The sequence below is a fragment of the Geothrix rubra genome (genome assembly GCF_030268065.1).
Lineage (GTDB): Bacteria > Acidobacteriota > Holophagae > Holophagales > Holophagaceae > Geothrix > Geothrix rubra.
Genome location: NZ_BSDD01000001.1, coordinates 523,309 through 549,239, shown reverse-complemented (window position 1 = coordinate 549,239; position 25,931 = coordinate 523,309). Strand labels below are relative to the sequence as shown.

Sequence of the window (25,931 nt, the reverse complement as noted above, 5' to 3'; positions counted from 1 at the left end):
CGGAGTCCTGTCATGAAGCCCAGCATCCTGCGAAACACCCTGTTCTCCTTCCTGGCCTTCGGCCTGGCCATGGGTGCGGTGTTCCCGCTCTACGCGGGCTTCTTCGTGGACTGGAAGCCGGGCCTGCGCATCTTCTTCGTGGCCGGCTGCCTCCTGGCCGGCCTCATCATGGGCCTCGCCAACTACTTCGTGATGAACCTCATGCTTCTCCGGAGTCTGCGGCGCATGGCCGGCGTGGCCCGGGCCATCAGCGAGAAGGACCTCACCCTGGACTGCACCCTCCGGAGCCACGACACCATCGGCGCCATCGCCCACGCCATGAGTGTCATGGCCGGCAACCTCCGCGATGTCATCGGGAAGGTGGCGGGCCTGAGCGAGCAGGTAAACCGGGACTGCCAGGGCATGCAGGGGAACCTGGGCAATGTCAGCCGGCGGATGGAGGTCCAGGTGGGGGGCGCAGCGGAGATCAGCCGGGCCATGGAGGAACTGAGCCGGACCATCGCGGACGTCGCCCGGAACGCCATGGAGGCCGCCTCCGCGGGCCGACAGGCGCAGGAACTCGCCCAGGAAGGTTCCGGCGTCACGCGGGAGGTCCAGTCGGCCATGCACCAGGTCCGGCGGGTGGTGGACGAGGCGGCCGACGCCGTGGTGGATCTCGGGGGCAAGGCCGAGCAGATCGGCGCCATCGTCCAGGTCATCAACGGCATCGCCGAGCAGACGAACCTGCTTGCGCTGAACGCGGCCATCGAGGCCTCCCACGCGGGAGCGCACGGCCGGGGCTTCGCCGTGGTGGCCGAGGAGGTCCGCCGGCTGGCCGAGAAGTCCTCCCAGGCCTCCCAGGAGATCCGGGACATGATCGCCAGCATCCAGGCCACCACCCAGCACCTCGTCCGCGCCATGGCGGGCAGCACCGAGCATGTTCAGGGCGGTGTCTCCAGGGCCGAGGCCGCAGGCCGCTCCCTGGAGGGGATCCTGACGGGCATCCATGCCGTCAGTGTCATGGTGGACCGGATCGCGGAGGCGGCCGAGGAGCAGGCCCGCACCGTGGCCTCCGTGGAGGGCCGGACGCGGGAGATCCACGAGGGTGCGGCCGGAACGCTGAACGAGGCCCGGGACACCGAGGGCGCCAGTTTCCGGCTGGCGACCCAGGCCCAGGACCTCAGCGGCCTGCTGGGCTCGTTCCGCCTGCGTTGAGATCCTCGAAGGCCTGGCCCAGGATCCCGGCGATCCTCCGCCGCCGCAGGATGAGGGTGCGCAGGCGCTCCTGGTCGGCCAGGATGGCGGCCTTCCGCACCGCGGGCGCGACGGGAGTTCCGGCGTCCGCCTGCGGATCCTCCAGGCGGTCCAACTCTTCCCGGAGGCGGGCCTCCGCCGCAGCCACCCGGATCACCCTGATCCGCCTGGGCGCGCCTTTCCCTGCCCCCCAGTTGTTCTCGGTCCAGAGGGGCTCGTAGCCCGCATGGGAGATCACCACGGCTTCGGTGCCGTCCGGCCACCGGCGACGCTCGAAGGTCACCTCCAGGGCGGCCCCGTCCCGGCTGTCGCCCTCCGCCACGGGGAAGAGGTCGGCCCGGTACATGCGGTCCTGGTTGCTGATGAAGTTCCCCAGGGAGTAGGCCACCAGGGCGCGGCGGCCCTCCACGGTCAGCAGCTCCATGGGCTGGAGCACGTGGGGATGGTGTCCCAGCAGCAGGTCGCAGCCCGCCTCCACCAGCTTGCGGGCGATGTCGCGCTGACGCTTCGTGGGCATGTGCTGGTACTCGTTGCCCCAGTGGATGCTCACCACCACGATGTCCGCCTTGGACCGGGCCTCCCTCACTGCCGCCAGGGCCGGTCCGAGATCGAGGGGGCGCACCCAGGGTTCGGTGGCCTTACGGTCCAGATCCAGGTTGAAGATGTCCGTGAAGCCCAGGAAGGCCACCTTCAGGCCGTTCCGTTCCAGGATCTGCGTGGCTTCCGCCCGGGGGCGGTCCTCTCCGCTGCCGATGGCGAGGAGGTCGGCCTGCCGCAGGCGGTCGAGGGTCTCCGCCACGCCCTTCCGCCCCTGGTCGAAAGCATGGTTGTTGGCCGTGGAGAGCACCGTGAAACCGCTGGCGCGAAGGGCCGGCGGCAGGGAGGCCGGGGCATTGAACTGGAAGGGCTTCCCGGGGCGCCCGGTGGTGGGCGCCACGGGCGTCTCGAGGTTGCCGAAGGCCAGGTCCGCACCCTTGAACAAGGGCACGAGGTCCGCCCACAGGTCCGGGAAACCGCCCTGGTCCTGCGTCTCGGCCAGCTTCACGTCCTGGTGCATCATGATGTCGCCCACCGCCACCAGGCGCACGGTGACGGGCGGTGGCGCCGGCACCTCGGCCGCCAGGACCGGACCCAGTGCGAGCAGGACCGCGAGGAGGAGGACGCGCCGGCTCAGGCCCACTCCTCCGGGCCGTAGTAGACCTCCACCGGCAGCCCGGGGAAGTGCGAGCGCACGCCGGCGGCGATGGCGTCCAGCTGGAGCCGGCGGAGCGGCCGGGCCTCGGGCTCCGGGGTGGGACGGGCCACGGTGTAGAGCTGGAGCGCCTGGAGCCGTCCCCCGTTGCGGAGGATGTGCTCCAGCCGCCCGCAGTAGGCCGCCAGCTCCGCGGTGTCGGGACCCTGGCCCTGCCATTCCAGGAAGAGGGTCTGGATCACGGTGGGCCAGCGCCGTGCCGTCGCCAGCAGGTTGTCCAGGATGCGCTGGAAGGGGACCTGGCTCCGGCAGATCTCCCGGTAGTACGCCTCGGAACCGGCGTCCAGCTTCGCCCAGATCTCCCCCTGGTGGGCCATGAGGATCTCCAGCCCCTGGACCACCTCCGGGGCCTGCAGCCGGCTCGAATCCGTGATCAGCACCAGCTTTACGAGATCCAGCCCACGGGCCCGCTTCAGCGCCGCCACCCGGGCCACCGCCGCGGTGAATTCCCGGGCGGTCGTGGGCTCGCCGTCGCCGCTGAAGGCGATGTCATTGAGCCGGCGCTGCTCGGGTCGGGCGGAGTCGAAGGGCGGGATGTCGTAGAGCTCGCCGCTGGTGGAGAGGTCCAGGAGCAGCCCCAGTTCCTGCTCCACCTGGTCGAGATCCAGGTCCCGCCGTCGCGCAGGGCTGAGCCGGTCGACCTCGCAGTACACGCAATCGAAGTTGCAGACCTTGTCTGGATTCAGGTTCACGCCCAGGCTCACGCCCCGGCTGCGCCGCGAGATCACGGGATAGCAGTAGTCGAAGTCCCGCCAGACGCGGCGGTGGTCCAAATGGGCCTGGATCAAGTCACTCATCCGTACAGCATACGCCGGATCAGCCCGGAATTTTCCGTCCGGCCTGCCGCGCCTTGCGGGTCTCATGCGCCCGGTTCGCCTCCTGGATCGCCTCCGGCTTCCAGAGGATCGATTCGGACTGGCCTTCGCCATCCACCGCCACCATCACGAATTCCCCGCTGGTCACGTCGCGGTGGGAGTCGGTCACGGGCGCGTAGACCTGCACCTCGATCTGGATGGTGAGGCTGGTGCGCCCCTGGCGGCTGATGGTGGCGTAGAACTCGATGATCTCCCCCGGCCGCACGGGGCTGTGGAAGATCAGCTCGGACACCTTCAGGGTGACGAAGCGACGGTTGCGGGACATCAGGGAGGCCGTGATGCCCGCCACCATGTCCATGCGCGCCATCATGTCGCCGCCGAACAGGGTGCCGTTGAGGCCGATGTCCTGGTCCAGGACCATCTCTCGGGAGATCAGCATGGGCCCTCCAGCTCCAGCATAGGTCCTACCAGGCCCGGGAGGCGACGAGGATGGCCGCCACCAGGCCCCCCAGCGCCAGGGCGGCGGACAGCAGCCGCGGTCCGGCCAGGCGGGTCCAGAGCAGGGTCCCGCTCAGCGTCATGAACACCAGTCCGCCCGCGAAGCAGTCGGTGAGGAGGATCCAGCCGGCCTGGCCACCTTCGGCCTTGTGGAGCCGCTCCAGGGTCTCCACCAGGTTCGCGTCGCCGCGCTCCAGGTCGACGGTGCGGTTGCCCGGCAGGTAGGTGGCGCGCGCGAAATGGGCATGCCCGGTGACCATGACCAGCCACTGCTCCGCCGCCTTCACCTCCTGGCCGCCGAAGCGGGCGGGCCTGGGCGGCAGCACCCGCCAGCGCACGCGGCTCATGGGCACGCCGAAGCGCGAGGCCAGGGTGCCGGCGAGTTCCTCGATGGTGGCGGGCGCCTGGTCCAGCTGGATCTGGACCTTGTGCTCCTCCACCTGACCGGCCTCGATCTTCATCACGGCCCGGTGGTTCTGGAGAAAGCCCGTCAGGCCGAAGAGGAGGCCGAAGGCGGCCCCGCTGAGCCCCACCCAGGCGTGGAAGCGCCGGAGGTTGCGCAGGAAGGTCCCGCGGCGGGAGTCGGGTCGGGAGGCCGTGTTCGACGTCATGACAGCCATCATGGGGCCGATCGCCGGCCTCCGGGAAGATGCAAAAAGGACGGCCCCCGCGGGGGCCGTCCTCGGCGGAACGAGTCTGGATCAGCCCTTGAGGCGTTCGGCCAGGGCCTTGCCCATGTCGGCGGGGCTCTGCACCACGGTGATGCCCGCGGCGGTCAGGGCCTTCATCTTCTCGGCAGCGGTGCCCTTGCCCCCGGAGATGATGGCGCCGGCGTGGCCCATCCGGCGCCCGGGAGGGGCCGTCTGGCCGGCGATGAACGCCACCACGGGCTTCTTCATGTTGGCCTTCACCCAGGCGGCGGCGTCCTCCTCGGCGCTGCCGCCGATTTCGCCGATCATGATGACGGCATGGGTATCGGGATCGTTGTTGAACATCTCGAGCGCGTCGATGTGGCTGGTGCCGCTCACGGGATCGCCGCCGATGCCGATGCAGGTGCTCTGGCCGATGCCCAGCGCCGTGAGCTGGCCCACGGCCTCATAGGTGAGGGTGCCGGAGCGGCTGACGACGCCCACGTGGCCCTGCTTGTGGATGCGGCCCGGCATGATGCCGATCTTGGCCAGGCCGGGGCTGATGATGCCGGGGCAGTTGGGGCCGATGAGCCGGCTCTTGGGGTAGTTGGGGAGGACGCGCTTGACCTTCACCATGTCGAGGACGGGGATCCCCTCGGTGATGCAGACGACCAGCTCGATGCCCGCGTCGAGGGCCTCGAGGATGGCGTCCGCGGCGGCCACGGGGGGCACGAAGATCATGGTGGCGTTGGCGCCGGTCTTGGCCACGGCCTCCTTGACGGTGTTGAAGACGGGGAAGCCTTCGATGTCGGTGCCCCCCTTGCCCGGCGTCACGCCGCCCACGACCTTCGTGCCGTAGTCGCGGCAACCCTTGGCGTGGAAGAGGCCCTCGCGGCCCGTGATGCCCTGGACGATGAGCTTGGTGTGGTTGCCCACGAGAACTGCCATGTCATACCTCGCGAAAATGGAATCGATTGGGTTCCGTGGTTGGACTATTTGACGGAGGCGACCACCTTTTCGGCGGCGTCCTTCAGATCGGCGGCGACGATGAGGTTCAGGCCGCTCGCGGCGAGGATCTTCTTCCCCTCCTCCACATTGGTGCCTTCGAGGCGCACGACCACGGGCACCTTGATGCCGATCTCCTTGGCCGCGTTCACGATGCCGGAGGCCACGATGTCGCAGCGCATGATGCCGCCGAAGATGTTCACCAGCACGGCCTTCACCGACTTGTCCTGCAGGATGATGCGGAAGGCGTTCTTCACCGCATCCTCGGTGGCGCTGCCGCCCACATCCAGGAAGTTGGCCGGCGAGCTGCCCTCGTACTTGATGATGTCCATGGTGGCCATGGCCAGTCCGGCGCCGTTCACCATGCAGCCGATGCTGCCATCCAGCTTGATGAAGTTGAGGTTGTACTTGCTGGCCTCCACCTCCTCTTCCGCTTCCTCGTTGAGGTCACGGTAGGCCAGCACATCCGGGTGGCGGACCAGGCCGTTGTCATCGAAGCCGATCTTGGCGTCCAGGGCGGTCACGTCCCCCTGCTTGGTCACCACCAGCGGGTTGATCTCGACCATGGAGCAGTCCTTCTCCACGAAGAGGCGGTAGAGGTTCTGGAGGAACACCACGCCCTTCTTGAAGGCGTCGCCCTCGAGCCCCAGGGCGAAGGCCACCTGGCGGGCCTGGAAGCCGGAGAGCCCCAGGGCCGGGTCGATGGCGACCTTGACGATCTTCTCGGGGGTCTTCTCGGCCACTTCCTCGATCTCGACGCCGCCCTCCGTGGAGGCCAGGATGGTCACCCGGCTGCTGGCGCGATCCACGAGGAAGCTCAGGTAGAGCTCACGCTCGATGTCGATGGGCCTGGAGATGAAGACGGTGCGGACCTTGCGACCTTCGGGACCGGTCTGCTTGGTGACGAGCTGCATGCCGATCATGGCCTTGAACAGCTCGGCGGCCTTGTCGGGATCGGTCGCGAACTTCACGCCGCCGCCCTTGCCACGGCCGCCCGCATGGATCTGGGCCTTGACCACGCTGGCGCCACCGAACTCCTTTGTGATCATGCGGGCTTCCTCGGCGTCCTGGGCCACCTTCCCGTCCGGCGTGGCGACCTTGTACTGCCGGAGCAGTTCCTTGGCTTGGTACTCGTGGATGTTCATGCTGACTCCCGAAAGGGCCGCCGACCGGCGTCCGCACCACCCCCCAGTCTAGCGGGCCCCGCGCAGGCGCCGAACCCCCAACGCTGTGACCCGTGGCATCCTTTGGGCAGCCCGCGGAGACCCCATGGCCCAGCTCGACAAGCTGCTGTCCCACCTCGTCCCCAAGGGGGGCGTGCGCCTGCGGCTCCAGGCAGATCGCAAGCCCTGGCTGGAGCTCCGGGCCGGAGGCACCCTGGACCTGCTGCCCAATCCCCTGCCCGGCGTCATGGTGGACGTGCTGGCCGCGGACGTGGTGCCTCCCGAGCTTAAGGAAACCTGGCAGAAGGATGGAGAGGTCAAGTTCGAGTATGAATTCGGAGGCTACGCCTTCCGCATGCACCTGAGCCGCTACAAGGACAACGCCCAGATCGACGTGGAGCATCTCGGCCCGGCCCGGCCCAGGCCCGCGGCCCCCGCACCCGCGCCCGCCCCTGCGGCACCCAAGGCCGCGCCGGAACCCAAGGCTCAGCCGGAACCCAAGGCCGCGCCCGCCCATGTTGAACCCAAGGCGACCCATGGCCATGCCCATCCCAAGTCCGAGGCCAGGCATGGCCGGGACACGGAGGGCCCCCGCTCCCATCCCCTGGCCGAGCGCCTCTTCACGGCCCTCCTGGCCCAGCAGGGGTCGGACCTCCACTGCACCTCCCATGAGCCCCCCCTGGCCCGCATCCACGGGGACATGAAGGAACTGGAGGGCTTCGGCCCCATGACCCCCGCGGCCTTGCTGGAGATGATGGAGGCCCTGGCCTCCCGGGCCATGTGGGAGCGCTACCAGGAGCGGTTCGATGCCGACTTCGCCCATGCCTTCGAGGCCGGTGGCTGCCGCCTCCGCGTGAACTATTTCCGCGACCGGGTCGGTCCAGCCTTCGTCTGCCGCGTCATCCCCAACCAGATCCCCGATCCCGACAAGCTGGGCATCCCCGAACCCGTGAAGCGCCTGGCCAACCTCGCCAAGGGCCTGGTCCTGGTCACCGGGCCCACGGGCAGCGGCAAGTCCACCACCCTGGCGGCCATCCTCGACCTGGCCAACCAGAAGCGGAAGGACCACATCCTCACCATCGAGGATCCCATCGAGTTCGTGCATCCCCGCAAGGGGTGCCTGGTGAATCAGCGCGAGGTCGGCACCCATACGGAGAGCTTCAAGACGGGCCTCCGGGCCGCCCTCCGCGAGGACCCTGACATCGTCCTGGTGGGCGAGATGCGCGACCTCGAGACCATCGCCATCGCCCTCGAGACCGCCGTCACGGGCCACCTGGTCTTCGGCACCCTCCACACCTCCAGCGCCATCGGCACCATCGACCGCATCGTGGACCAGTTCCCCAGCGACCGGCAGCAGCAGATCCGGGTGATGCTGGCGGACGCCCTGAAGTGCGTGGTGAGCCAGACCCTGCTCAAGAAGATCGGAGGGGGGCGCATCGCCGCCCTGGAGACCCTCTTCATCAGCCCGGCCATCGCCAACCTCATCCGCGAGGGGAAGAACTTCCAGATCCCCAGCGCCATGCAGACGGGCCGCAGCTATGGCCAGCGCCTCATGAACGACGCCCTGGTGGAACTCATCCAGGCGAAGAAGGTGGAGCCCATGGAGGCCTACCTCAAGTGCCCGGACAAGGAGAGCTTCATCGCCGCCTGCAAGCGGGCCGGCATCCCCTTCGACCTGCGCCTGGGAGAGGTCGACGGCTGACCGGTCCGCGCCTGGCCCAGTCTTGCCCTTGCGCGAGGCCGGGGGCATCCCATCCTGGATACCACCTCCGGGTGATCCCGGCATGTCATCCCACCTGCCCGTCGCGTTCCGTTCCCGTTCCTGGGCGCGGGCGGGTCCTGGGAGCAGCCCCTGGCCCCGGGGCGGCGTGCCCATTGAGATCCACCCGGAGGTGGGACATGACCACGAAAGCCGGAAGGCATCCCACAACCCGCCGAACCACGGTGACCGAGCGTGCCCCGCTGCCGCCGAAGTCCCGCAGGCACCTGCCCGCGGTGGCGGTCCTCCCCTTCCTGGACCTGCGCCGGGAGAACGGGGACGCCCCCCTCGCCGAGGGGATCGCCGAGGAGCTGATCCAGGCCCTGAACCAGGTGGAGGGCCTGAGGACCATCTCCCGGACCACCTCCTTCCTCTACGGGGGGGCGGGCCTTCCCCTCGCCGAAGCGGGGCGCCGACTCCACGCGGATGCCGTCCTGGGAGGTTCCCTCCTGGAGGGCGAGGGCCGCCTGGTCCTGAAGACGGAACTGGTCGACGTGGCCTCGGGACGGGAACTCTGGTCCGAGACCCGCGCCTTCGAACGGAAGGATCTCTTCGCCGCCCTGGAGGACACCGCCCGCGGCGCGGCGTCCGCACTGAGCCTGTCCGCCTCCTTCCGGCCAAGGCGACCCGTGGCGCTCGAGGCCTACGGCTACTACCTCCGCGGGAGGCACTACTACTACCGGTTCAATCGCCGGGGCATGGGCTTCGCCGCCGAGATGTTCCGGCGCGCCCTGGACCTGGACCCCGGCTACGCCCCTGCCTGGGCCGGCCTCGCCAATGCCGCCGCCTACGCCTACATCTACATCGAGCGCACCGAACCCCAGCGGGAACTGGCCGAATCCTGCAGCCGGAAGGCCCTGGAGCTCGATCCGGACCTGGCCGAGGCCCACGCCTCCAGGGGCGTCGCCCTCTCCGCCGCGGGCCGGACCGAGGAGGCCGAAGAAGCCTTCGAGACTGCCCTGCGTCTGGATCCGAATCTCTACGAGGCCGCCTACTTCTACGCCCGCCATTGCCTTGCCGCGGGGAAACCCGAACGGGCTGTCGAGTACTTCGAGTGGGCCGCAGCGCTGCGCCCGGAGGATTTCCAGGCCATCCTGCTGGTGGCCCAGGTCTATCACAGCCTCGGGGTGGAGGACGAGGCCGAGGCGGCCCGGCGGAAGGGGCTCACCCTCGTGGAGGAGCGGCTGGAACGCGCACCCGACGACGTGCGGGCCCGCTACCTCGGGGCCAATGCCCTCGTGGCCCTGGGTGAACGGGAGAAGGGCCTGGCCTGGGCCCGGATGGCCCGCAGCATGGATCCCGACGACCCCATGCTGCTCTACAACCTGGGCTGCATCCACGCCCTGGCCGGCGATCCCGGGGAGGCCCTGGATTGCCTGGAGCGGGCCGTCGCGGCCGGACTCACCCAGCGGAACTGGTTCCTCCATGACGGGGATCTCGATGCCATCCGGTCCCATCCCCGGTTCCAGCGACTCATGGATGGGCTGGCGGATTGAGGGCGGCGGCCGTCACCTGCTGCGGGACAACAGCGCCTCGGGGATCTCACGGAGGAGGGCCCCCGTCTCCGCGTGCCCCCGGACCTCCGCGAGGCGCGCCACGGCATTCCGCGAGGCCGTCAGCGCCAGGTCCCGGGTCTCGGCCAGGGCATCGTGGCGGGCGATGAGGGCGCGGAGGGCCTGCTCCTCGGCCTCGGGGATGGGCACCTCCTCGCCCCGGTCCCAGATGGTCCGGATCAGGGATCGGACCTCGTCCGGGGCCCGTTCCAGCAGGGTGAGCATGGGCAGGGTGAGCTTCCCCTCCCGGAGGTCGCTGAAGGCCGGCTTGCCCAGTTCCTCGCTGGTGGCGGTGTAGTCCAGGAGGTCGTCCACGAGCTGGAAGGCCCGACCGACCTCCAGGCCGTATTCCCTCATGGCCGCGCATTCGTCCTGGTCCCGGCCGGTGAGGACCGCGCCCGTCTCGGTGCACCCGCTGAACAGCAGGGCCGTCTTGCGTTCCTGGATGTCGAAGTAGTCCTTGCGGCTGGTGTCCAGCTTGAAGAGCACATCGTTCTGGATGAGCTCGCCCTCGATCATGCGGGTGGTGACCTCGGCGAAGATCTCCATCATCCGCCAGCTCCGACCCGCGATGGCCTCGCTCATGGCGACCAGGTAGAGAAGGTCCCCGAAAAGCACCGTGAGCGTGTTGCCCCAGAGGCGGTTGAGGGTCGGCATCCCGCGGCGGAGCTGGGCGTGGTCGATGACATCATCGTGGACCAGGGTGGCGGTGTGGATCAGCTCGAAGACGGCTCCGAACCGCACATCCTCGTCGTCGGGGACACCGCAGAACCGTGAGGACAGCATCACGAGGGCCGGGCGGAGGCGCTTCCCCTGCCCGCCCCGGACGTGGTCCGCCAGCTTCTGGACCACCTCCACGTCACTCTGGAGGATCCGCTGCAGCTCGGCCTCCACGCCCGCCAGCTTCGGCGCGATGGGGAGGAAGTAGCGGGAGAGGTCGAGTCGAGCCACGTCAGCCCCGGTAGTTGGTGAACTGCAGGTCCAGGCCCTGGTCATCCTTCTTGAAAAGGGCGATGACCTCCTGCAGGTCGTCCCGGCTCTTGCCGCTCACCCGGAGCTGGTCGCCCTGGATGCTGGCCTGGACCTTGATCTTGGCGTCCTTGACGGCCTTGATGAGCCCCTTGGCCTTCTCCACGGGAATCCCCTGCTGGATCGTGACCTCCTGGCGGACGCTGCCCTTGGCCGCCGCCTCGATCTTGCCGTAGACCATGCTCCGGATGCTCACACCGCGCTTGTGCAGCTTGGTCTGAAGCACGTCGATGACCGCCTTCAGCTTCACCTCGTCGTCGCTGGTGAGCACCAGCACCTTGTCGTCCTTGAGCTCGATCTTCGAGACCGAGCCCTTGAAGTCGTACCGCTGGCCGATCTCCTTCATGGCCTGGGACAGGGCGTTCTTCACCTCGTCCAGATCCACTTTGCACACCACGTCAAAGGAGCATTCGCTGGCCATCATTCCCTCCCATACCGGATTGTCCTATAGCCTAACCGATCAGCCTTCCAGGCTCCGGCGCAGTTCCGGCCACCCCTCCCACAGGCTGAGCAGCTGGAAGGCCGACAGCACGAGGGCATGGTGGATCTCCCCCCGGCGCATCCGCGCCTGCCAGTCCTGCCAGCGGCAGGCCCAGACCTGCAGTTCCTCGGCGGGATCCAGGTCGAGTTCACTCTCAGGGGCGCAGCCGAGGGCCAGGAAGCTGTGGCAGCGGTTGTCCTGGGTGGCCGGATTCGGCGTGCAGGACCCCAGGGGGATCCACTGTTCCGTGTCGTGCCCCGTCTCCTCCCGCAGCTCCCGTCGGGCGGCGGTCAGGGGGTCCTCGCCGGGGTCGCAGCCACCCCCGGGGATCTCCAGCGTCGGTGCATCGATCCCGTGGCGGAACTGCTCTACCACCAGCAGTTCTCCGGCCTCCGTGAAGGCCACCACGTTCACCCAGTCCGGTCCCTGGAGCCGGTAGAACTCGTGGGTCCGTCCCGTATGGGGGCTTCTCCGCCGGGCCACCACCTGACGGAAGATCCGGGAATCCTGGCGGGCGCGTTCCTCCTCCTGGATCCAGGGCCGGGAAGGATCGAAGCCCTGGGGATGACGGTGGAGCAGGCGCATCAGTACCTCGTCACCGAGGGGTCCAGACGGCTGAAGGCGTCGATCCCGCCGCTCAGGTGCGCGACCTGCGCGAAGCCCAGGTCGCGCAGGATGGCCAGGGCGTAGCGGCTGCGGACTCCATGGTGGCAGTAGGCCGCCACCGGCCGGGAGGGGTCCAGCTCCCCCGCCCGATCGGCCAGCTCCCCCAGGGGGATGAGCCGCGCCCCGGGGAGCCGGACCAGCGCGAACTCCCAGGGTTCCCGGACATCCAGGATCTGCACCTGGTCCGGATCGAGGTCGCGGAAGGCCTCCGGGGCGAGGTTGACGCCAGCGTCAAACACGAGCCCCCTCCTCGCTCCCGAGGACCCGCCCGCAGACGTGGTTGACGATCATGTCCAGGGCGGTGCGGTTCTCCACCCCGGTGGGGACGATGAGATCCGCCCACCGCTTGCTCGGCTCCACGAACTCGAGGTGCATGGGGCGGACGCTCTGCTCGTACTGCTCCATGACGCTCTCCAGGCTCCGGCCCCGCTCCCGGGTGTCCCGGCGGATGCGGCGGAGGATGCGGATGTCGGCGTCGGTGTCCACGAAGATCCGCGCGTCGAGCTGGTCCCGGAGCTCCGGGAGCGCGAAGAGGAGCAGGCCCTCCAGGATGACCACCTTGCCGGGGGGGATGGGCTCCTCCCAGCCGGTCCGGTCGGAAATCGTGAAGTCGTACCGGGGCTTCCGGATGGGATTCCCCTGATGCAGCGAGGACAGGTGGGCCGCCATCAGCTCCAGGTCGAAGGCATGGGGATGGTCCCAGTTGATGGGCCGATCGCCGAAGCGCCCCTTCACCACCTCCAGCGGCGCATAGTAGGCATCCATGTCCAGAAGCAGGGGCGCCACGCCCCGGCGCTTCAGGCGCTTCACCAGTTCCACGGCCACGGAGGTCTTCCCGCTGCCGGACCCTCCCACGATGCCCACCAGCATGGGTCTGTCCGACATGAGCCCCTCCCCCGTTCCATCCTACTTCAAGCGGCGCCGCCCCTCTGCTATGGTTCGGCCATGCTCAGGGCCCGATTCGCTCCCGTTCTCGCCCTCCTGGCGCTGCTGGCCGGCTGCAGTTCGGAGGATCCGCGCCTGCCCGCCAACATCTACGAGGAGGCCCGCAGGCTGAACCTGGAAGGGCGGAGCCTCGAGGCCCGGGCCATGATGCGGCAGCTCACCCAGCAATACCCCGACAGCGATGCCGCCCAGCAGGCCCGCCGCGACCTGTTCCTCCTGGACGCCTTCGTGGCCCGTGACCAGGCGGACCGCCAGAAGCAGGTGCGCGCCGCCATGCGCCGCATCGCCGACGCCCTCACCCGGTACCGGGGCAAGAAGGGCGAGTACCCCGGCAGCCTGCAGGACCTGGTGCCCGAATACCTCGACCAGGTGCCCGAGACGCCATGGAAGCATCCCTTCTTCTACCGGGCCTTCGTCCCCAAGCCCATCGAGGATGTCCAGGTGAAGCGGGGCCCCGTCCGCCAGCGGTTCAATACCAAGCTCGAGAGCTACTACCTGGCCTGCCTCGGCACGGACCTCAAGCCCGGGGGCGACGGGGCCGCCGCCGACATCCTCCTCCAGGACGGGGAACCCATCGACGAACGGGCCTTCCCGCCCATCCCCCAGCCGCAGCCCGTCCGTTGAGGTTCCAGTCACCCAGCCTCAGGCTGCGCGCATACGCGCGCAGTTAGCAAAATGCGGCCATGGGCCGCATTTTGTCGGTGGCTTTGTGTGAATAACTACTTCACGCCCCAATCCAGGATCACCTTCCCGCTCTGCCCGCTGCGCATGGCGTCGAAGCCCTTCTGGAAGTCGTCGATGCCGAAGCGGTGCGTGATGACGGGGGTGATGTCCAGCCCGGACTGGATCATGGCGGCCATCTTGTACCACGTCTCGAACATCTCCCGGCCATAGATCCCCTTGAGGAGGAGGCCCTTGAAGATCACCTGACTCCAGTCCACGGCGCAGTCGCCGGGGAGGATGCCCAGCAGGGCCACCCGGCCCCCGTGGTGCATGGCCTCGAGCATCGACTCGAAGGCGTTGCGGTTGCCGCTCATCTCCAGGCCCACGTCGAACCCCTCGGTCATGCCGAGTTCCTTCATGACGGCGGGCAGGTCCTTCTCCTTCGGGTTCACCGCCAGGGTGGCGCCCATCTTCCGGGCCAGGGAGAGGCGGTACTCGTTCACGTCCGTGATCACGACATTGCGGGCGCCCACATGCTTGGCGATGGCCACGGCCATGATGCCGATGGGGCCGGCGCCGGTGATGAGCACGTCCTCCCCCACCATGTCGAAGCTGAGGGCCGTGTGGGCGGCGTTGCCGTAGGGGTCGAAGATGGAGGCCACCTCGCCCGGCACGTTGTCCGGCACCTTGAACACGTTGAAGGCCGGGATGGACAGGTACTCGGCGAAGGAGCCGGTGCGGTTCACGCCCACGCCCACGGTGTTGCGGCAGAGGTGGCGCTTGCCCGCCCGGCAGTTCCGGCAGTGGCCGCAGGTGATGTGCCCCTCGCCGCTGACGCGGTCGCCGGGCTTGTAGCCCTCGACCTCGGCGCCCACGGCCTCGATGACCCCGAAGTACTCGTGGCCCACCACCATGGGCACGGGAATGGTCTTCTGCGCCCACTCGTCCCAGTTGTAGATGTGGACGTCGGTGCCGCAGATGGCGCTCTTGTGGACCCGGATCAGCACATCGTTGGGTCCGACTTCCGGCATCGGCACATCGTCCATCCAGATGCCTTCCTCGCGCTTGGCCTTCACCAGGGCTTTCATAGATCCCTCCAACCGCCCCATTGGACCACCAAGCAGACGGCTTACCAAGCCTCCCTCCCGGGAGCTTGACCTTTTTCACAGGCGGCCGATAAGGTCGTCAGACCGGATCGCCCCTTGTCGACCATGCCCCTGGTGCGGCAGTTCAACCGCAACAATAACCGCCCCCCTCGCGCGGATCGCGCGTGGGCCGGAGCGGGCGTCCCCTAGACACACCAGACCCTCCGAACCACCCCCGATTCGCCGAGGCGGATCGGGGGTTTTTCCTTTTCCACCCAGGAGTCCCCATGTGCGGCATCCTCGCCATCCTCGACCTCGACCCCAGCCGGTCCCATCCGATCGAACTCCGCCAGCAGGCCCTGGCCATGGCCCGGAAGCTCCGCCACCGAGGCCCCGACTGGAGCGGGGTCCACGCGGACGACCAGGCCATCCTCGTCCACGAACGGCTCTCCATCGTGGATGTGGAGCACGGTGCCCAGCCCCTGACCGATGTCCAGGAAGGCACGGTGCTGGCCGTCAACGGCGAGATCTACAACCACCGGGACCTGCGCGCCGGGCTCCGCAAGCCCCATGCCTTCCAGACCGGCTCCGACTGCGAGGTGATCCTCTACCTCTATGACGAGGAGCACCCCAGGGAATTCCTCAACCGGATGAACGGCATCTTCGCCTTCGTCCTGCACGACCCCCGGCGGCACACCTACCTGATCGCCCGGGACCCCATCGGCGTGGTGCCCCTCTATGTCGGCTGGGACCGCCGGGAGCACCTCTACGTGGCCTCCGAGATGAAAGCCCTGGTGGGTGTCTGCGAGCGGATCCGCGAGGTCCCGCCCGGCCACTACTTCCTGGCCCACGAGGCGGAGAAGGGTTTCCAGCGCTACTACGCACCCGCCTGGGCCGAACCGGATGCCGTGCCCGACCGCCCCTACGATCCCGCAGCCCTCCGGGAGGCCCTGGAGGCCGCGGTGCGGCGCCAGCTCATGTGTGACGTGCCCTACGGCGTGCTCATCTCGGGTGGGGTGGACTCGTCGCTCGTGGGCGCGCTGGCCGCCCGCCACCGGGAGGGGCGCGTGGAGGAGGACGAGCGTTCCCCGGCCTGGTGGCCCCGGCTCCATTCCTTCGCCATCGGGCTCGAAGGCGCGCCCGACCTGGCACCGGCCCGGAAAGTCGCAGACCACATCGGGGCCATCCACCACGAGATCCACTTCACCGTCCAGGAGGGCCTGGATGCCCTCTCCGATGTGATCTACCACCTGGAGACCTTCGACATCACCACCATCCGGGCCGCCACCCCCATGTACCTCCTCATGCGGAAGATCCGGGCCATGGGCATCAAGATGGTGCTGTCCGGCGAGGGGGCCGACGAGATCTTCGGCGGCTACCTCTATTTCCACAAGGCGCCAGATGGCGCGGAGCTGCACCGGGAGACGGTGCGAAAGCTCCAGAAGCTCCACCTCTACGACTGCGCCCGGGCCAACAAGGCCAGCGCCGCCTGGGGGGTGGAGGCCCGCGTGCCCTTCCTGGATCGCGATTTCCTCGACGTCGCCATGTCCATGGATCCCAGCATCAAGCTGCCCCGCATGGCCCCCCGGCCGCGCCCCATCGAGAAGTACCCCCTCCGCCAGGCCTTCGACGGCTACCTGCCGGACGAGGTCCTCTGGCGGCAGAAGGAGCAGTTCTCCGATGGCGTGGGCTATGCCTGGATCGACGCCCTGAAGGCCACCGCCGGGCACCAGGTCACGGACGGCATGCTCCGGGGCGCGGCGGAGCGCTTCCCCGTCAAGACGCCCGAGACGAAGGAGGCCTACCTCTACCGGCAGGTCTTCGAGTCCCATTTCCCTTCGCCCACGGCCGCCGCCTGCGTCCCCTTCGAACGGAGCGTGGCCTGCAGCACCGCCACGGCCCTGGCCTGGGACGCCGCCTTCCAGGCCGCGGCCGACCCTTCCGGCCGGGCCGTGGCGGATGTGCATCGGGAGGGACGGGCCCCCGCCTGACCCCGCGCTATCATGGCCGGACCGGACGACCATGCCTGACGATCCCACGCCTTCCAACGGCCACCGCGCCTTCCCCCGGGTTCCCATCGGATACCGGGTGAAGGTCGTGACGGACGATCACATGATCGCCTACGCCTCGGCCCTGAACGTCAGCCAGGGGGGCCTGCTGCTGGAGGCCACGCCCGCCCTGCCCGTGGGGCGTCCCTGTGGTGTCGCCATCTTCCTCATGGACCAGGAGACGGGAAAGCGCATCGTGGCCCGGGGCGTGGTCGTCCGCAGCGACGCGCTGGGCACGGCCATCCAGTTCACCAAGGCGCTCGAGGCCGACAACCGTGCACTGCTGGAGGCGCTGATCCACTCGCGTACGCCCGGCGATCCGGCCTTCGGATCGGACATGGGAGCCTGCGGATGAGCCGTCCCGATCCCGTGGAGGCCCTCCACCGGCTCCAGGCCTTCGTGCGCCCGGAGTCGCGCCGGCCCCCCATCCTGGTGGAAGACTGGCAGCCTCCGGCCTTCGGGAGCTACGAGGAATTGAAGGCCTGGCTCAAGGAGGCCGTGCTCACCGCCCGGGTCTACGAGGCCTTCCCGGATGGCCGCTGGACCATCGAGCTGCTGCTGAAGGAGCAGGAGCCGGGGACCACGTACCGCATCCGGCTGTGACCCCCGGCCACTGACCCGGGCGGCTACTTGATGACGCCCAGCTCTCGGCCCACCTTGGCGAAGGCGGCGATGGCGCGGTCCAGGTCCTCGCGGGTGTGGGCGGCGGACATCTGGGTGCGGATGCGGGCCTGGCCCTGGGGCACCACGGGGAAGAAGAAGCCGATGACGTAGACGCCCTCGTCCAGAAGCTTCGAGGCGAAGGCCTGGGCCAGGGGCGCGTCGTAGAGCATGACGGGAATGATGGGATGCTCGCCGGGCAGGAGCTTGAAGCCCAGCTTCTCCATGCCGGCGCGGAAGTGCCGGCTGTTCTCCCGCAGGCGCGCGCGCAGCTCGCCGCCCTGTGCCAGCATGTCCAGCACGTGCAGGCTGGTGGCCACGATCGTGGGGGCCAGGGTGTTGGAGAAGAGGTAGGGGCGGCTCTTCTGCCGCAGCCAGTCGATGACCGGCTGGCTGGAGGCCACGTAGCCGCCGCTGGCGCCGCCCAGGGCCTTGCCGAGCGTGCCCGTGAGGATGTCCACCCGGCCCATGACGCCATGGTGCTCATGCGTGCCCCGGCCATGCTCGCCGGTGAAGCCCACGGCGTGGCTGTCGTCCACCATGACCATGGCCCCGTGCTTCTCCGCGATGTCGCAGATCTCCGGCAGCTTGGCGATGTAGCCGTCCATGCTGAAGACGCCGTCCGTGACCACCAGCTTGAAGCGGCAGCCCGACGCGGCCTTCAGCTGGGCGTCCAGGTCGGCCATGTCGCTGTTGGCGTAGCGGAAGCGCTGGGCCTTGCAGAGCCGCACGCCGTCGATGATGGAGGCGTGGTTGAGGGCGTCGCTGATGATGGCGTCCTCCTCGCCCAGGAGGGGCTCGAAGACGCCGCCGTTGGCGTCGAAGCAGCTGGAATAGAGCTGCGTGTCCTCCATGCCCAGGAAGGCGCTGATCTTGGCCTCCAGCTGCTTGTGGATGTCCTGGGTGCCGCAGATGAAGCGCACGCTGGACAGCCCGAACCCGTACTTCGGCAAGGCCGCCTCCGCCGCCTTCACCAGCTCCGGGTGGTTGGCCAGGCCCAGGTAGTTGTTGGCGCAGAGGTTGATGACCTTCTTCCCGTTGGCCTCCACCCAGGCGCTCTGGGGGCTCGTCATGACGCGCTCGGTCTTGTACAGACCGGCCGCGCGGAGCTTCTCGATCTCGGAATTCAGGTGGTTCAGGAAGCCAGGATTCACGGCGGGTCCCCTTTCGGTGCGAAATCCCAGGATACCGCCGCATCGGCTATCCGGACCCCGGAAGGCCCTTGGACCTGACACAGCGGAAAGCGCCGGGTGATGGAGCAGGCTCCGGGGGAGCCTGCGGAATCGGGACCCGGCGAGAAGCCCATGCCAGTGCCGACCCGTGAGCCCAAGCCGCAGGCGCCGGGCGAACGGATGGCAGGATCCGGCCCTTTTGCGCCCCGGCGCAAAAGGGCCGGGCTTGCCACGGCACTCGGGGGAACGACTTAGGGCTGCTTCTTCCGACCTGACCCGGTTCATCGCACCCCGATGCATGGGGCCCGGCTTCCCATCAGACTACTGCCTGGAGCCCCCGGGGGCCAGCGGAAGGGGATGGCGCCGGGGCAGGATCGGCGCGGGAAGTCTGATTTTCCAGGCACTTTTTAAGATCGTGGAAAAACCCGGCCCCCACCCCTTGACACCCCCACATCTTGGGGCCATTCTTTTCGTCCGGCACAACCCCTAGAGGTTCAGGCACTCGGCCCCCACCCGTTGGGGTGGGTTCTTTTTTGCCCCATTCATCGGGTCCTCGACCCATCCCCGCCCCCATCCCCACCCCACCACCGGACAGCGCCATGAAGATCACCCGCCACTTCACCAAGGCCGGCCACGATCCCCTCGAGGGGATCCCCTTCGTCCCGCGGACCAGCCGCATCGCCAAGCTCGACGGCACGGTGGTCTTCGAGGCCAAGGACGTGATGGTGCCGGAGACCTGGTCCCAGGTGGCCGTCGACATCCTCGCCCAGAAGTACTTCCGCCGGAAGGGCATCGACGCCCAGAACGGCGGCGAGAAGGACGCGCGCCAGGTGTTCCACCGCCTGGCCGGCTGCTGGCGGCACTGGGGCGAGACCCACGGCTACTTCGACTCCGCCGACGACGCCCAGGCCTTCTACGACGAGCTGACCTACATGCTCGCCGAGCAGATGTGCGCGCCCAACTCGCCGCAGTGGTTCAACACGGGTCTGCACTTCGCCTACGGCATCTCCGGGCCGGCCCAGGGCCACAGCTACGTGGACCCGAAGACCGGCGAGATGACGAAGTCCACCTCCGCCTACGAGCGCCCCCAGCCCCATGCCTGCTTCATCCAGAGCGTGGCGGACGACCTCGTGAACGAGGGCGGCATCATGGACCTGTGGACCCGCGAGGCCCGCATCTTCAAGTACGGCTCCGGCACGGGCACCAACTTCTCCAAGGTGCGCGGCTCAGAGGAGCCCCTCTCCGGCGGCGGGCGCAGCTCGGGCCTGATGAGCTTCCTGGCCGTGGGCGACCGCGCCGCCGGCGCCATCAAGAGCGGCGGCACCACCCGCCGCGCCGCCAAGATGGTCTGCCTCGACCTGGACCACCCCGACATCGAGGCCTTCATCGACTGGAAGGTGACCGAGGAGCGCAAGGTGGCCATGCTGGCCGCGGGCAGCGCCCTCACCCGCCGCCACTGGGACGCCATCTGCCAGGCGGTGGAAGGCTCCACTTCGAAGGACATCGATCCCCGGACCAACGAGGCCCTGCGCAAGGCCCTGGCCAAGGCGAAGCGGGAGGGCGTGCCGGCCGCCTTCCTCACCCAGTGCCTGGGCCGCCTGGCCGACGGCGACCTCGAGCGCGACCTCCACGGCTACGACACCTCCTGGGACGGCGACGCCTACTACACCGTGGGCGGCATGAACTCCAACAACTCCGTCCGGGTGCCCGACGCCTTCATGCGGGCCCTGGAGATGGACGGCGACTGGGAGCTGAAGCGCCGCATCGACGGCAAGACCAGCAAGAAGCTCCGCGCCAAGGACCTGTGGGAGAAGGTGAACAAGGCCGCCTGGGCCTGCGCCGATCCCGGCATCCAGTTCGACACCACCATCAACGACTGGCACACCTGCCCGGCCGACGGTCCCATCAACGCCAGCAACCCCTGCTCCGAGTACATGTTCCTGGACGACACCGCCTGCAACCTGGCGTCCCTGAACCTGTGCACCTTCCTCACCGAGGACGGCGGCTTCGACCTGGTGGGCTACCGCCACGCCATCCGCATCTGGACCGTGGTGCTGGAGATCAGCGTCCTGATGGCCCAGTTCCCCAGCGAGTCCATCGCGAAGCTCAGCTACGACTTCCGCACCCTGGGCCTGGGCTACGCCAACCTGGGCGCCATGCTCATGCGCATGGGCATCCCCTACGACAGCGTGGAAGGCACCCAGTGGTGCGCCGCGCTGACCGCCATCCTCACAGGCGACGCCTACGCCGCCAGCGCCGAGATGGCGCGGGAGCTGGGGCCCTTCCCCGGCTACCAGCGGAACGCCGGCAACATGCTGCGCGTGATCCGCAACCACCGGCGCGCCGCCTACAACGCCCCGGCCTCGGAGTACGAGCAGCTCTCCATCCGTCCCCAGGGCCTGCATGGCGCCGGCGTGCCCAAGCGCATCGTCGAGGCCGCCCGCGAGAGCTGGGACACGGCCCTGACCTACGGCGAGCAGTGGGGCTTCCGCAACGCCCAGGTGACCGTGCTGGCGCCCACGGGCACCATCGGCCTCCTCATGGACTGCGACACCACCGGCGTCGAGCCCGACTTCGCCCTGGTGAAGTTCAAGAAGCTGGCGGGCGGCGGCTACTTCAAGCTGGTCAACCGCGCCATCCCCGAGGCCCTGGCCCGCCTGGGCTACAGCCCGAAGCAGATCCAGGAGATCGAGCGCCACGTGGTGGGCTGGCTGCAGATCACCGACGAGACCCCCGGCATCACCAGGTCCATGCTCAAGGGCGCCGGCTGGGCCGAGGAGGAGATCGCGGCCGTGGAGCAGAAGCTCCCCACCGCCTTCGATCCCGCCTACGCCCTGGACGTGGATCGGCTGAAGCGAGACTTCAGCGCCGAGCAGGTGGAGACCTTCCTCCTGGCCCTGGCCGGCAGCATGACCGTGGAGGGCGCGCCGCACCTCAAGGACGAGCACCTGCCCATCTTCGATTGCGCCAACCGCTGCGGCCGCACCGGCCAGCGCTTCATCGCCCCCATGGGCCACCTGCGCATGATGGGCGCGGCCCAGCCCTTCCTCAGCGGCGCCATCAGCAAGACCATCAACCTGCCCGCCGAGACCGGCGTGAAGGAGATCGGCCAGATCTACGAGGCCAGCTGGCAGCTCATGCTCAAGGCCGTGGCCCTCTACCGCGACGGCTCCAAGATGAGCCAGGCCATGGCCACCAGCCTGGACCTGCTGGACGGCGCCGACACCCTGATGGACGAGTCCGCCACCGCCACGGAGAAGACCCCCGTCCTGGCCCAGGCCATGACCAACCAGCTGGTGCGCACCTACCGGCGCCGCATGCCCAACCGCCGTGGCGGCTACACCCAGTCCGCCACCGTGGGCGGCACCAAGCTCTACCTCCGCACCGGGGAGTACGAGGACGGCAGCCTGGGCGAGATCTTCCTCGACATCCACAAGGAGGGCGCGGCCTTCCGCGCCGTGCTCAACTGCTTCGCCATCGCCGTGAGCATGGGCCTGCAGCACGGGGTGCCGCTGGAGGAGTTCTGTGACGCCTTCCTGTTCACGCGCTTCGAGCCCAACGGCATGGTGGCGGGCAGCGACACCATCAAGCTGAGCACCAGCCTCATCGATTTCGTGTTCCGCGAGCTGGCCATCAGCTACCTGGGGCGCTACGACCTGGCCCATGTGGAGCCCGAACAGCTCATGGGCGGCCAGAAGCCCGCCAGCCAGGCCGCCGGCCTCCAGAAGAACCTGCCCGACCTGCCCACCGGCACGCCCCTGCCCTTCCCCGAGGCCGGCGCGCCTGCCGCCTCCGCCCCGGCCCCGCAGCCCGTGCTCGTCCCCGTGGCCGCCGGCGCGCCCTCCGGCGCCCGCCCGGCCGTGAGTGCCGCCCAGGCCGCCCGCGAGAAGGGCTACACCGGCGATCCCTGCCCCGAGTGCGGCCACCTCACCCTCGTCCGCAACGGCGCCTGCATGAAGTGCCAGACCTGCGGGGCCACGACGGGATGCAGCTAGGGACCCCTGCAGGTTCACCAAAGAGAGGGCGGCGCGCGCTGGGAAAAGAAGGCTGAAGGAGAGGGGCGGGGATCTTCCCGCCCCTTTCGGTTCCTTCGTGCCCTTCGTCGATCCGGGGGTGGTGACCTGATCCTTCCCATTCCGGGAAGTCCGGTGGATCGAAGCGCATGCGGGGTCCCCCCGCGAGGCGCCCAGGAATTCCTTCGACACCGGGGCGAATCCAGCTAACCTACGCCTGCATCACCTGGGATGACTTTGCGATTGTGGTGAACGGAAAGACCGACCCTTTCCGCCTGCCCCGCCTTTTGGACGCAGCGATCCGGATGCCCGGGCCCGCTGCTTCATGGGGAACCTCCATGGACCACATCACCACCAAGGATCCATCCGCCGGGGGAAGCTGGCTCCTCATCCTCGGGTGTCCCTGGGCCCAGAAGCACCTGCTCTTCGATCGGGCGCGGAACGTCTCAGGCCCCTCCTTCGCGGACTGCGCCAGCTGTGAACACCAGATCGGCGACTACTTCGAGCAGCGGGAACTGGAGGAGGGCTGGATCGCCCGGACCTTCCCCGAGTTCCTGGAATGCGGATACGGACAGGCGGACCAGGCCGCGGGCTGAGGGCGCCGGAAGCTCCGGTCCCCCCGTGGTGGCACGGCCCGGGGGGGCCCGGAACCTAGTTGTGCACGCCCGGGGCCTCCCGACCGGTCTTCTCGACGTATTCGGCGTAGGTGCCGAGGAAGGGCATGGGGCCCGGGTGCTCGTCGCCGCCCAGCTCGAGGACGCGGTTGGCGAGGCCGCGGAGGAAGGCGCGGTCGTGGCTCACGAAGAGGAGGGTGCCCTCGAAGTCCCGGAGGGCGTCCACCAGCATCTCCTTGGTGGCCAGGTCCAGGTGGTTGGTGGGCTCGTCCAGCACCAGGAAGTTGGGCGGATCGAAGAGCATGCGGGCCATGACCAGGCGCGACTTCTCGCCGCCGGAGAGCGCCCGGATGCGCTTGTCCACCTCGTCGCCGCTGAACTGGAAGGCCCCCAGGAGGTTCCGCAGCACGCCCAGGCCCTCCATGGGGAAGTCCTTCTGGAGCTGCTCCAGCACCGTCAGCTCCGGATCCAGCAGGTCCAGGCTCTGCTGGGCGAAGTAGCCCAGCTTGAGGCTCGCGCCCAGCTTCACCTCGCCGGCATCGGGGGCCAGGGCGCCCGCCACCATCTTCAGCAGGGTGGACTTGCCGGCGCCGTTCTTGCCCATGACGCACCAGCGCTCGCCCCGGCGGATGTGGAAGTCGAAGCCGTCATAGAGGGCACGGGCGCCGTAGCGCTTGGTGACGCCCTTGAGCATGAGCACGTCGTCGCCGGAACGGCCGGGGATGCGGAAATCCCACTTCACGATGCGCCGCTTCTTGGGGGGCTCGATGCGCTCGATCTTGTCCAGGGCCTTCACGCGGCTCTGCACCTGGGCGGCCTTGGCGGCGTGGGCGGAGAAGCGCTCGATGAAGCGCTGCTCCTTGGCCAGCTTGGCCTGCTGCCGGGCGTAGGCGGCCTCCTGGTTGGCCTCGCGGATCTCCCGCTCCTTCACGTAGAAGTCGTAGTTCCCGGAGTAGGTGACGATGTCGCCGTCATCGATCTCCAGCACCTTGGACACGATGCGGTTCATGAAGTCGCGGTCGTGGCTGGTCATCAGGATGGTGGCGGTGCTGGCCTTCAGGTACTGCTCCAGCCAGAGGATGCTCTCGATGTCCAGGTGGTTGGTGGGCTCGTCGAGCAGCAGCACGTCGAAGGTGCCCAGCAGCACCTTGGCCATGGACACGCGCATCTTCCAGCCGCCAGAGAGGGCGCCCACGTCGCCGTCGATCTGCCCGTCCTCGAAGCCCAGGCCCTGGAGGCAGGCCCGGGCGCGGGCCTCCAGCTCGTAGCCGCCCAGGTGCTGGTACTCCTCCTGGACATGCCCGAAGCGCTCCAGGATGGCCTCCAGCTCGTCGGCCCGCTCCGGATCGGACATCCCGCGCTCCAGGTCGGCCAGCTCGTGGTGCAGGTCCCCCAGGCGCCCGCTGCCGGCGATGGCCTCGTCCAGCACGGAGCGGCCCGCCATCTCGTCCACCTCCTGGCGGAAGCAGCCGAGGGTGAGCTTCTTCGGCAGGCTCACCACGCCGTCGTCGGCGGACTCCTCGCCCAGGATCATGCGGAAGAGGGTGGACTTGCCGGCCCCGTTGGGACCGACCAGGCCGGCCTTCTCGCCGGGGTTGAGCTGGAAGCTGGCGTCGATGAAGAGCACCTGCTTGCCGTACTGCTTGCTGACATTGGCGAAGGAGATCATGGCCTGCCGCGGATGGGGGACGGAGGGCCCGCCCCGGTGAATCCTCCAGGGTACCGTGATCCGCCCCGCGGCCCCAGCGGGGATGCCGGAGGGCCCGGCAGGCTGCCCCTTGTTCAGCCTCCGCCCCGGCCGGACGATGGAGAGGCAGGAGCCGCCATGCCCGAACCCCTCGAACCCGACCGGATGGCGTTGGATCCGGCCTCGGAGATCCCGGATCTGCTGATCGTCTGCCCCGACATCGCCCCCCTCCGCTTCCGGGACGGGGAGCGGCTGGTGGTGGAGGGGGAGACCTCCCAGGAGCTGTTCGTCGTCCTGCGGGGCAGCCTCGTGGTGGAGCGCCGCGAGGCGGACGGCTCCCAGCGACCCCTGGCCCATCTGGAATGCAGCGCGGAGCACCCCACCATCGTGGGCGAGATGGCCTACTTCGGGGCCCAACGCCGTACGGCCACAGTCCGGGCTGTGGGGGCCTGCCAGGCCCTCTGCCTGAAGCCCGCCCACGTGGACGCCATCATGGAGGGCTTCCCGGAGCTGACCCGCCTGCTCTGCCGCCAGTTCACCCGCCGTCTGCAAGAGGCCAACGACGCCCTGCGGGACCTGCGGGCCCGCTTCGACCTGGGCGCCGAGCGGCGCATGGTCCAGCCGGGCGAGCTGGTCTTCAAGGCCGGGGAGCGCGCCCCGCTCTGCCAGCTCGTGATGGGCACCGTGCGGCTGGAAGGCCCCCGGGGCAGCGAGGTGGTGGCGGCCCGGGACCTGCCCGATGGCTTCCTGGGCCTGGAGGCCTTCCTCCGCGACCGCCCCCAGGACGCCACCGCCGTGGCCGAGGACACCTGCTTCCTGGCCGTCATCGACTCCGCCCGGCGCGAGGCCTTCCTCCGCAACCAGCCGGGGCTGGTGCTGCGGGTGCTGGAGGGGAAGGGCTGAAAATCTGAAACCGATCGACCGTTCGGGGGGGTACGCCACCGTTCAGGGGTATTTGATG

24 protein-coding genes and 1 other RNA gene are annotated in these 25,931 nt (G+C 68.9%); 10 read left to right on the top strand and 15 right to left on the bottom strand.

Going from position 1 to position 25,931, the window contains the following annotated elements; translation table 11 throughout:
• Positions 1 to 12: 12 nt before the first annotated feature.
• Complete coding sequence (locus QSJ33_RS02410) at positions 13 to 1,194, top strand: methyl-accepting chemotaxis protein (protein WP_285722629.1); 1,182 nt, start codon at positions 13 to 15, stop codon at positions 1,192 to 1,194.
• On the opposite strand, the gene QSJ33_RS02405 is transcribed toward QSJ33_RS02410, so the two are convergent.
• The 6 genes from QSJ33_RS02405 to sucC all read right to left on the bottom strand — a co-directional run bounded on the left by QSJ33_RS02405 (position 1,160) and on the right by sucC (position 6,577).
• Positions 1,160 to 2,413, bottom strand: coding sequence for a CapA family protein (locus tag QSJ33_RS02405; protein WP_285722628.1), 1,254 nt, complete (start codon positions 2,411 to 2,413; stop codon positions 1,160 to 1,162). The genes QSJ33_RS02410 and QSJ33_RS02405 overlap by 35 nt on opposite strands.
• Positions 2,404 to 3,273, bottom strand: coding sequence for a radical SAM protein (locus tag QSJ33_RS02400; protein ID WP_285722626.1), 870 nt, complete (start codon positions 3,271 to 3,273; stop codon positions 2,404 to 2,406). Before QSJ33_RS02400 ends, QSJ33_RS02405 begins: the two co-directional genes overlap by 10 nt.
• Positions 3,274 to 3,301: 28 nt before the next feature.
• On the bottom strand, positions 3,302 to 3,739 hold the full coding sequence (locus tag QSJ33_RS02395; protein ID WP_285722625.1) for an acyl-CoA thioesterase: 438 nt from the start codon (positions 3,737 to 3,739) through the stop codon (positions 3,302 to 3,304).
• Positions 3,740 to 3,764: 25 nt separating this feature from the next.
• A complete protein-coding gene (locus QSJ33_RS02390) occupies positions 3,765 to 4,409 on the bottom strand; it encodes a PepSY-associated TM helix domain-containing protein (RefSeq protein ID WP_285722624.1) in 645 nt (214 codons plus the stop codon).
• A 90-nt stretch (positions 4,410 to 4,499) separates the two neighbouring features.
• On the bottom strand, positions 4,500 to 5,375 hold the full coding sequence (sucD, locus tag QSJ33_RS02385) for a succinate--CoA ligase subunit alpha (RefSeq protein WP_285722623.1): 876 nt from the start codon (positions 5,373 to 5,375) through the stop codon (positions 4,500 to 4,502).
• 44 nt (positions 5,376 to 5,419) lie between these two features.
• Positions 5,420 to 6,577 carry an ADP-forming succinate--CoA ligase subunit beta gene (sucC, locus tag QSJ33_RS02380; protein WP_285722622.1) on the bottom strand — a complete coding sequence of 386 codons (1,158 nt, stop codon included), beginning with the start codon at positions 6,575 to 6,577 and terminating at the stop codon, positions 5,420 to 5,422.
• A gap of 124 nt (positions 6,578 to 6,701) precedes the next feature.
• On the opposite strand from sucC, the gene QSJ33_RS02375 reads away from it, so the two are divergent.
• Both QSJ33_RS02375 and QSJ33_RS02370 read left to right on the top strand, forming a co-directional pair.
• Positions 6,702 to 8,297: a type IV pilus twitching motility protein PilT gene (locus QSJ33_RS02375; RefSeq protein WP_285722620.1), complete on the top strand. Its 1,596-nt coding sequence runs from the start codon at positions 6,702 to 6,704 to the stop codon at positions 8,295 to 8,297.
• Positions 8,298 to 8,494: 197 nt separating this feature from the next.
• Positions 8,495 to 9,850 (top strand): tetratricopeptide repeat protein, encoded by a 1,356-nt coding sequence (locus tag QSJ33_RS02370; RefSeq protein ID WP_285722618.1) that lies wholly within the window; start codon positions 8,495 to 8,497, stop codon positions 9,848 to 9,850.
• 12 nt (positions 9,851 to 9,862) lie between these two features.
• Here the strand turns inward: QSJ33_RS02370 and QSJ33_RS02365 are convergent, their stop codons facing one another.
• From QSJ33_RS02365 to udk, 5 genes are read right to left on the bottom strand one after another with little or no spacing between them, the layout of a single operon-like run.
• A complete protein-coding gene (locus QSJ33_RS02365) occupies positions 9,863 to 10,858 on the bottom strand; it encodes a polyprenyl synthetase family protein (RefSeq protein WP_285722616.1) in 996 nt (331 codons plus the stop codon).
• 1 nt (position 10,859) lies between these two features.
• Positions 10,860 to 11,357: a YajQ family cyclic di-GMP-binding protein gene (locus QSJ33_RS02360; RefSeq protein ID WP_285722614.1), complete on the bottom strand. Its 498-nt coding sequence runs from the start codon at positions 11,355 to 11,357 to the stop codon at positions 10,860 to 10,862.
• A 39-nt stretch (positions 11,358 to 11,396) separates the two neighbouring features.
• Positions 11,397 to 12,002, bottom strand: coding sequence for an NUDIX hydrolase (locus tag QSJ33_RS02355; RefSeq protein WP_285722612.1), 606 nt, complete (start codon positions 12,000 to 12,002; stop codon positions 11,397 to 11,399).
• Positions 12,002 to 12,322: a rhodanese-like domain-containing protein gene (locus QSJ33_RS02350; protein ID WP_285722611.1), complete on the bottom strand. Its 321-nt coding sequence runs from the start codon at positions 12,320 to 12,322 to the stop codon at positions 12,002 to 12,004. The genes QSJ33_RS02355 and QSJ33_RS02350 overlap by 1 nt, the downstream gene beginning before the upstream one ends.
• On the bottom strand, positions 12,315 to 12,968 hold the full coding sequence (gene udk, locus QSJ33_RS02345) for a uridine kinase (protein WP_285722609.1): 654 nt from the start codon (positions 12,966 to 12,968) through the stop codon (positions 12,315 to 12,317). Before udk ends, QSJ33_RS02350 begins: the two co-directional genes overlap by 8 nt.
• A 60-nt stretch (positions 12,969 to 13,028) precedes the next feature.
• Here udk and QSJ33_RS02340 point away from each other — a divergent pair, with 60 nt between their 5' ends.
• Positions 13,029 to 13,652, top strand: coding sequence for a hypothetical protein (locus tag QSJ33_RS02340; RefSeq protein WP_285722607.1), 624 nt, complete (start codon positions 13,029 to 13,031; stop codon positions 13,650 to 13,652).
• A gap of 95 nt (positions 13,653 to 13,747) precedes the next feature.
• Here the strand turns inward: QSJ33_RS02340 and tdh are convergent, their stop codons facing one another.
• Positions 13,748 to 14,779 carry an L-threonine 3-dehydrogenase gene (tdh, locus tag QSJ33_RS02335; RefSeq protein WP_285722605.1) on the bottom strand — a complete coding sequence of 344 codons (1,032 nt, stop codon included), beginning with the start codon at positions 14,777 to 14,779 and terminating at the stop codon, positions 13,748 to 13,750.
• Positions 14,780 to 15,063: 284 nt separating this feature from the next.
• Here tdh and asnB point away from each other — a divergent pair, with 284 nt between their 5' ends.
• From asnB to QSJ33_RS02320, 3 genes are read left to right on the top strand one after another with little or no spacing between them, the layout of a single operon-like run.
• Positions 15,064 to 16,767 (top strand): asparagine synthase B, encoded by a 1,704-nt coding sequence (asnB, locus tag QSJ33_RS02330; protein ID WP_285722603.1) that lies wholly within the window; start codon positions 15,064 to 15,066, stop codon positions 16,765 to 16,767.
• A gap of 31 nt (positions 16,768 to 16,798) precedes the next feature.
• A complete protein-coding gene (locus QSJ33_RS02325; protein ID WP_285722601.1) occupies positions 16,799 to 17,179 on the top strand; it encodes a PilZ domain-containing protein in 381 nt (126 codons plus the stop codon).
• On the top strand, positions 17,176 to 17,427 hold the full coding sequence (locus tag QSJ33_RS02320) for a hypothetical protein (protein WP_285722599.1): 252 nt from the start codon (positions 17,176 to 17,178) through the stop codon (positions 17,425 to 17,427). The genes QSJ33_RS02325 and QSJ33_RS02320 overlap by 4 nt, the downstream gene beginning before the upstream one ends.
• A gap of 23 nt (positions 17,428 to 17,450) precedes the next feature.
• Here QSJ33_RS02320 and QSJ33_RS02315 read toward each other — a convergent pair whose 3' ends face one another.
• Together QSJ33_RS02315 and ffs are read right to left on the bottom strand one after the other, a co-directional pair.
• Complete coding sequence (locus tag QSJ33_RS02315) at positions 17,451 to 18,638, bottom strand: glycine C-acetyltransferase (RefSeq protein WP_285722597.1); 1,188 nt, start codon at positions 18,636 to 18,638, stop codon at positions 17,451 to 17,453.
• A 233-nt stretch (positions 18,639 to 18,871) separates the two neighbouring features.
• Positions 18,872 to 18,967: signal recognition particle sRNA small type (ffs, locus tag QSJ33_RS02310), an RNA gene on the bottom strand.
• Between the two features lie 288 nt (positions 18,968 to 19,255).
• Here ffs and QSJ33_RS02305 point away from each other — a divergent pair.
• The gene (locus QSJ33_RS02305) at positions 19,256 to 22,651 is read left to right on the top strand and encodes an adenosylcobalamin-dependent ribonucleoside-diphosphate reductase (RefSeq protein WP_285722595.1); all 3,396 of its coding nucleotides are present in this window, start codon (positions 19,256 to 19,258) and stop codon (positions 22,649 to 22,651) included.
• Positions 22,652 to 23,007: 356 nt separating this feature from the next.
• Positions 23,008 to 23,265: a hypothetical protein gene (locus tag QSJ33_RS02300; RefSeq protein ID WP_285722594.1), complete on the top strand. Its 258-nt coding sequence runs from the start codon at positions 23,008 to 23,010 to the stop codon at positions 23,263 to 23,265.
• 55 nt (positions 23,266 to 23,320) lie between these two features.
• Here QSJ33_RS02300 and QSJ33_RS02295 read toward each other — a convergent pair whose 3' ends face one another.
• Positions 23,321 to 24,952 (bottom strand): ABC-F family ATP-binding cassette domain-containing protein, encoded by a 1,632-nt coding sequence (locus QSJ33_RS02295; protein ID WP_285722592.1) that lies wholly within the window; start codon positions 24,950 to 24,952, stop codon positions 23,321 to 23,323.
• A gap of 156 nt (positions 24,953 to 25,108) precedes the next feature.
• On the opposite strand from QSJ33_RS02295, the gene QSJ33_RS02290 reads away from it, so the two are divergent.
• Positions 25,109 to 25,873, top strand: coding sequence for a cyclic nucleotide-binding domain-containing protein (locus tag QSJ33_RS02290; protein WP_285722591.1), 765 nt, complete (start codon positions 25,109 to 25,111; stop codon positions 25,871 to 25,873).
• Positions 25,874 to 25,931 lie beyond the last annotated feature (58 nt).

Bases quoted from the DNA above. Each gene is read 5' to 3' on its own strand.
- QSJ33_RS02375 (WP_285722620.1), top strand. From the start codon at position 6,702: ATGGCCCAGCTCGACAAGCTGCTGTCCCACCTCGTCCCCAAGGGGGGC.
- QSJ33_RS02340 (WP_285722607.1), top strand. From the start codon at position 13,029: ATGCTCAGGGCCCGATTCGCTCCCGTTCTCGCCCTCCTGGCGCTGCTG.
- QSJ33_RS02290 (WP_285722591.1), top strand. From the start codon at position 25,109: ATGCCCGAACCCCTCGAACCCGACCGGATGGCGTTGGATCCGGCCTCG.
- QSJ33_RS02300 (WP_285722594.1), top strand. From the start codon at position 23,008: ATGGACCACATCACCACCAAGGATCCATCCGCCGGGGGAAGCTGGCTC.
- QSJ33_RS02295 (WP_285722592.1), bottom strand. From the start codon at position 24,952: ATGATCTCCTTCGCCAATGTCAGCAAGCAGTACGGCAAGCAGGTGCTC.
- tdh (WP_285722605.1), bottom strand. From the start codon at position 14,779: ATGAAAGCCCTGGTGAAGGCCAAGCGCGAGGAAGGCATCTGGATGGAC.
- QSJ33_RS02390 (WP_285722624.1), bottom strand. From the start codon at position 4,409: ATGACGTCGAACACGGCCTCCCGACCCGACTCCCGCCGCGGGACCTTC.
- sucD (WP_285722623.1), bottom strand. From the start codon at position 5,375: ATGGCAGTTCTCGTGGGCAACCACACCAAGCTCATCGTCCAGGGCATC.
- QSJ33_RS02305 (WP_285722595.1), top strand. From the start codon at position 19,256: ATGAAGATCACCCGCCACTTCACCAAGGCCGGCCACGATCCCCTCGAG.
- QSJ33_RS02320 (WP_285722599.1), top strand. From the start codon at position 17,176: ATGAGCCGTCCCGATCCCGTGGAGGCCCTCCACCGGCTCCAGGCCTTC.
- asnB (WP_285722603.1), top strand. From the start codon at position 15,064: ATGTGCGGCATCCTCGCCATCCTCGACCTCGACCCCAGCCGGTCCCAT.
- QSJ33_RS02355 (WP_285722612.1), bottom strand. From the start codon at position 12,002: ATGCGCCTGCTCCACCGTCATCCCCAGGGCTTCGATCCTTCCCGGCCC.
- sucC (WP_285722622.1), bottom strand. From the start codon at position 6,577: ATGAACATCCACGAGTACCAAGCCAAGGAACTGCTCCGGCAGTACAAG.
- QSJ33_RS02360 (WP_285722614.1), bottom strand. From the start codon at position 11,357: ATGGCCAGCGAATGCTCCTTTGACGTGGTGTGCAAAGTGGATCTGGAC.
- QSJ33_RS02410 (WP_285722629.1), top strand. From the start codon at position 13: ATGAAGCCCAGCATCCTGCGAAACACCCTGTTCTCCTTCCTGGCCTTC.
- QSJ33_RS02395 (WP_285722625.1), bottom strand. From the start codon at position 3,739: ATGCTGATCTCCCGAGAGATGGTCCTGGACCAGGACATCGGCCTCAAC.
- udk (WP_285722609.1), bottom strand. From the start codon at position 12,968: ATGTCGGACAGACCCATGCTGGTGGGCATCGTGGGAGGGTCCGGCAGC.
- QSJ33_RS02325 (WP_285722601.1), top strand. From the start codon at position 16,799: ATGCCTGACGATCCCACGCCTTCCAACGGCCACCGCGCCTTCCCCCGG.
- QSJ33_RS02370 (WP_285722618.1), top strand. From the start codon at position 8,495: ATGACCACGAAAGCCGGAAGGCATCCCACAACCCGCCGAACCACGGTG.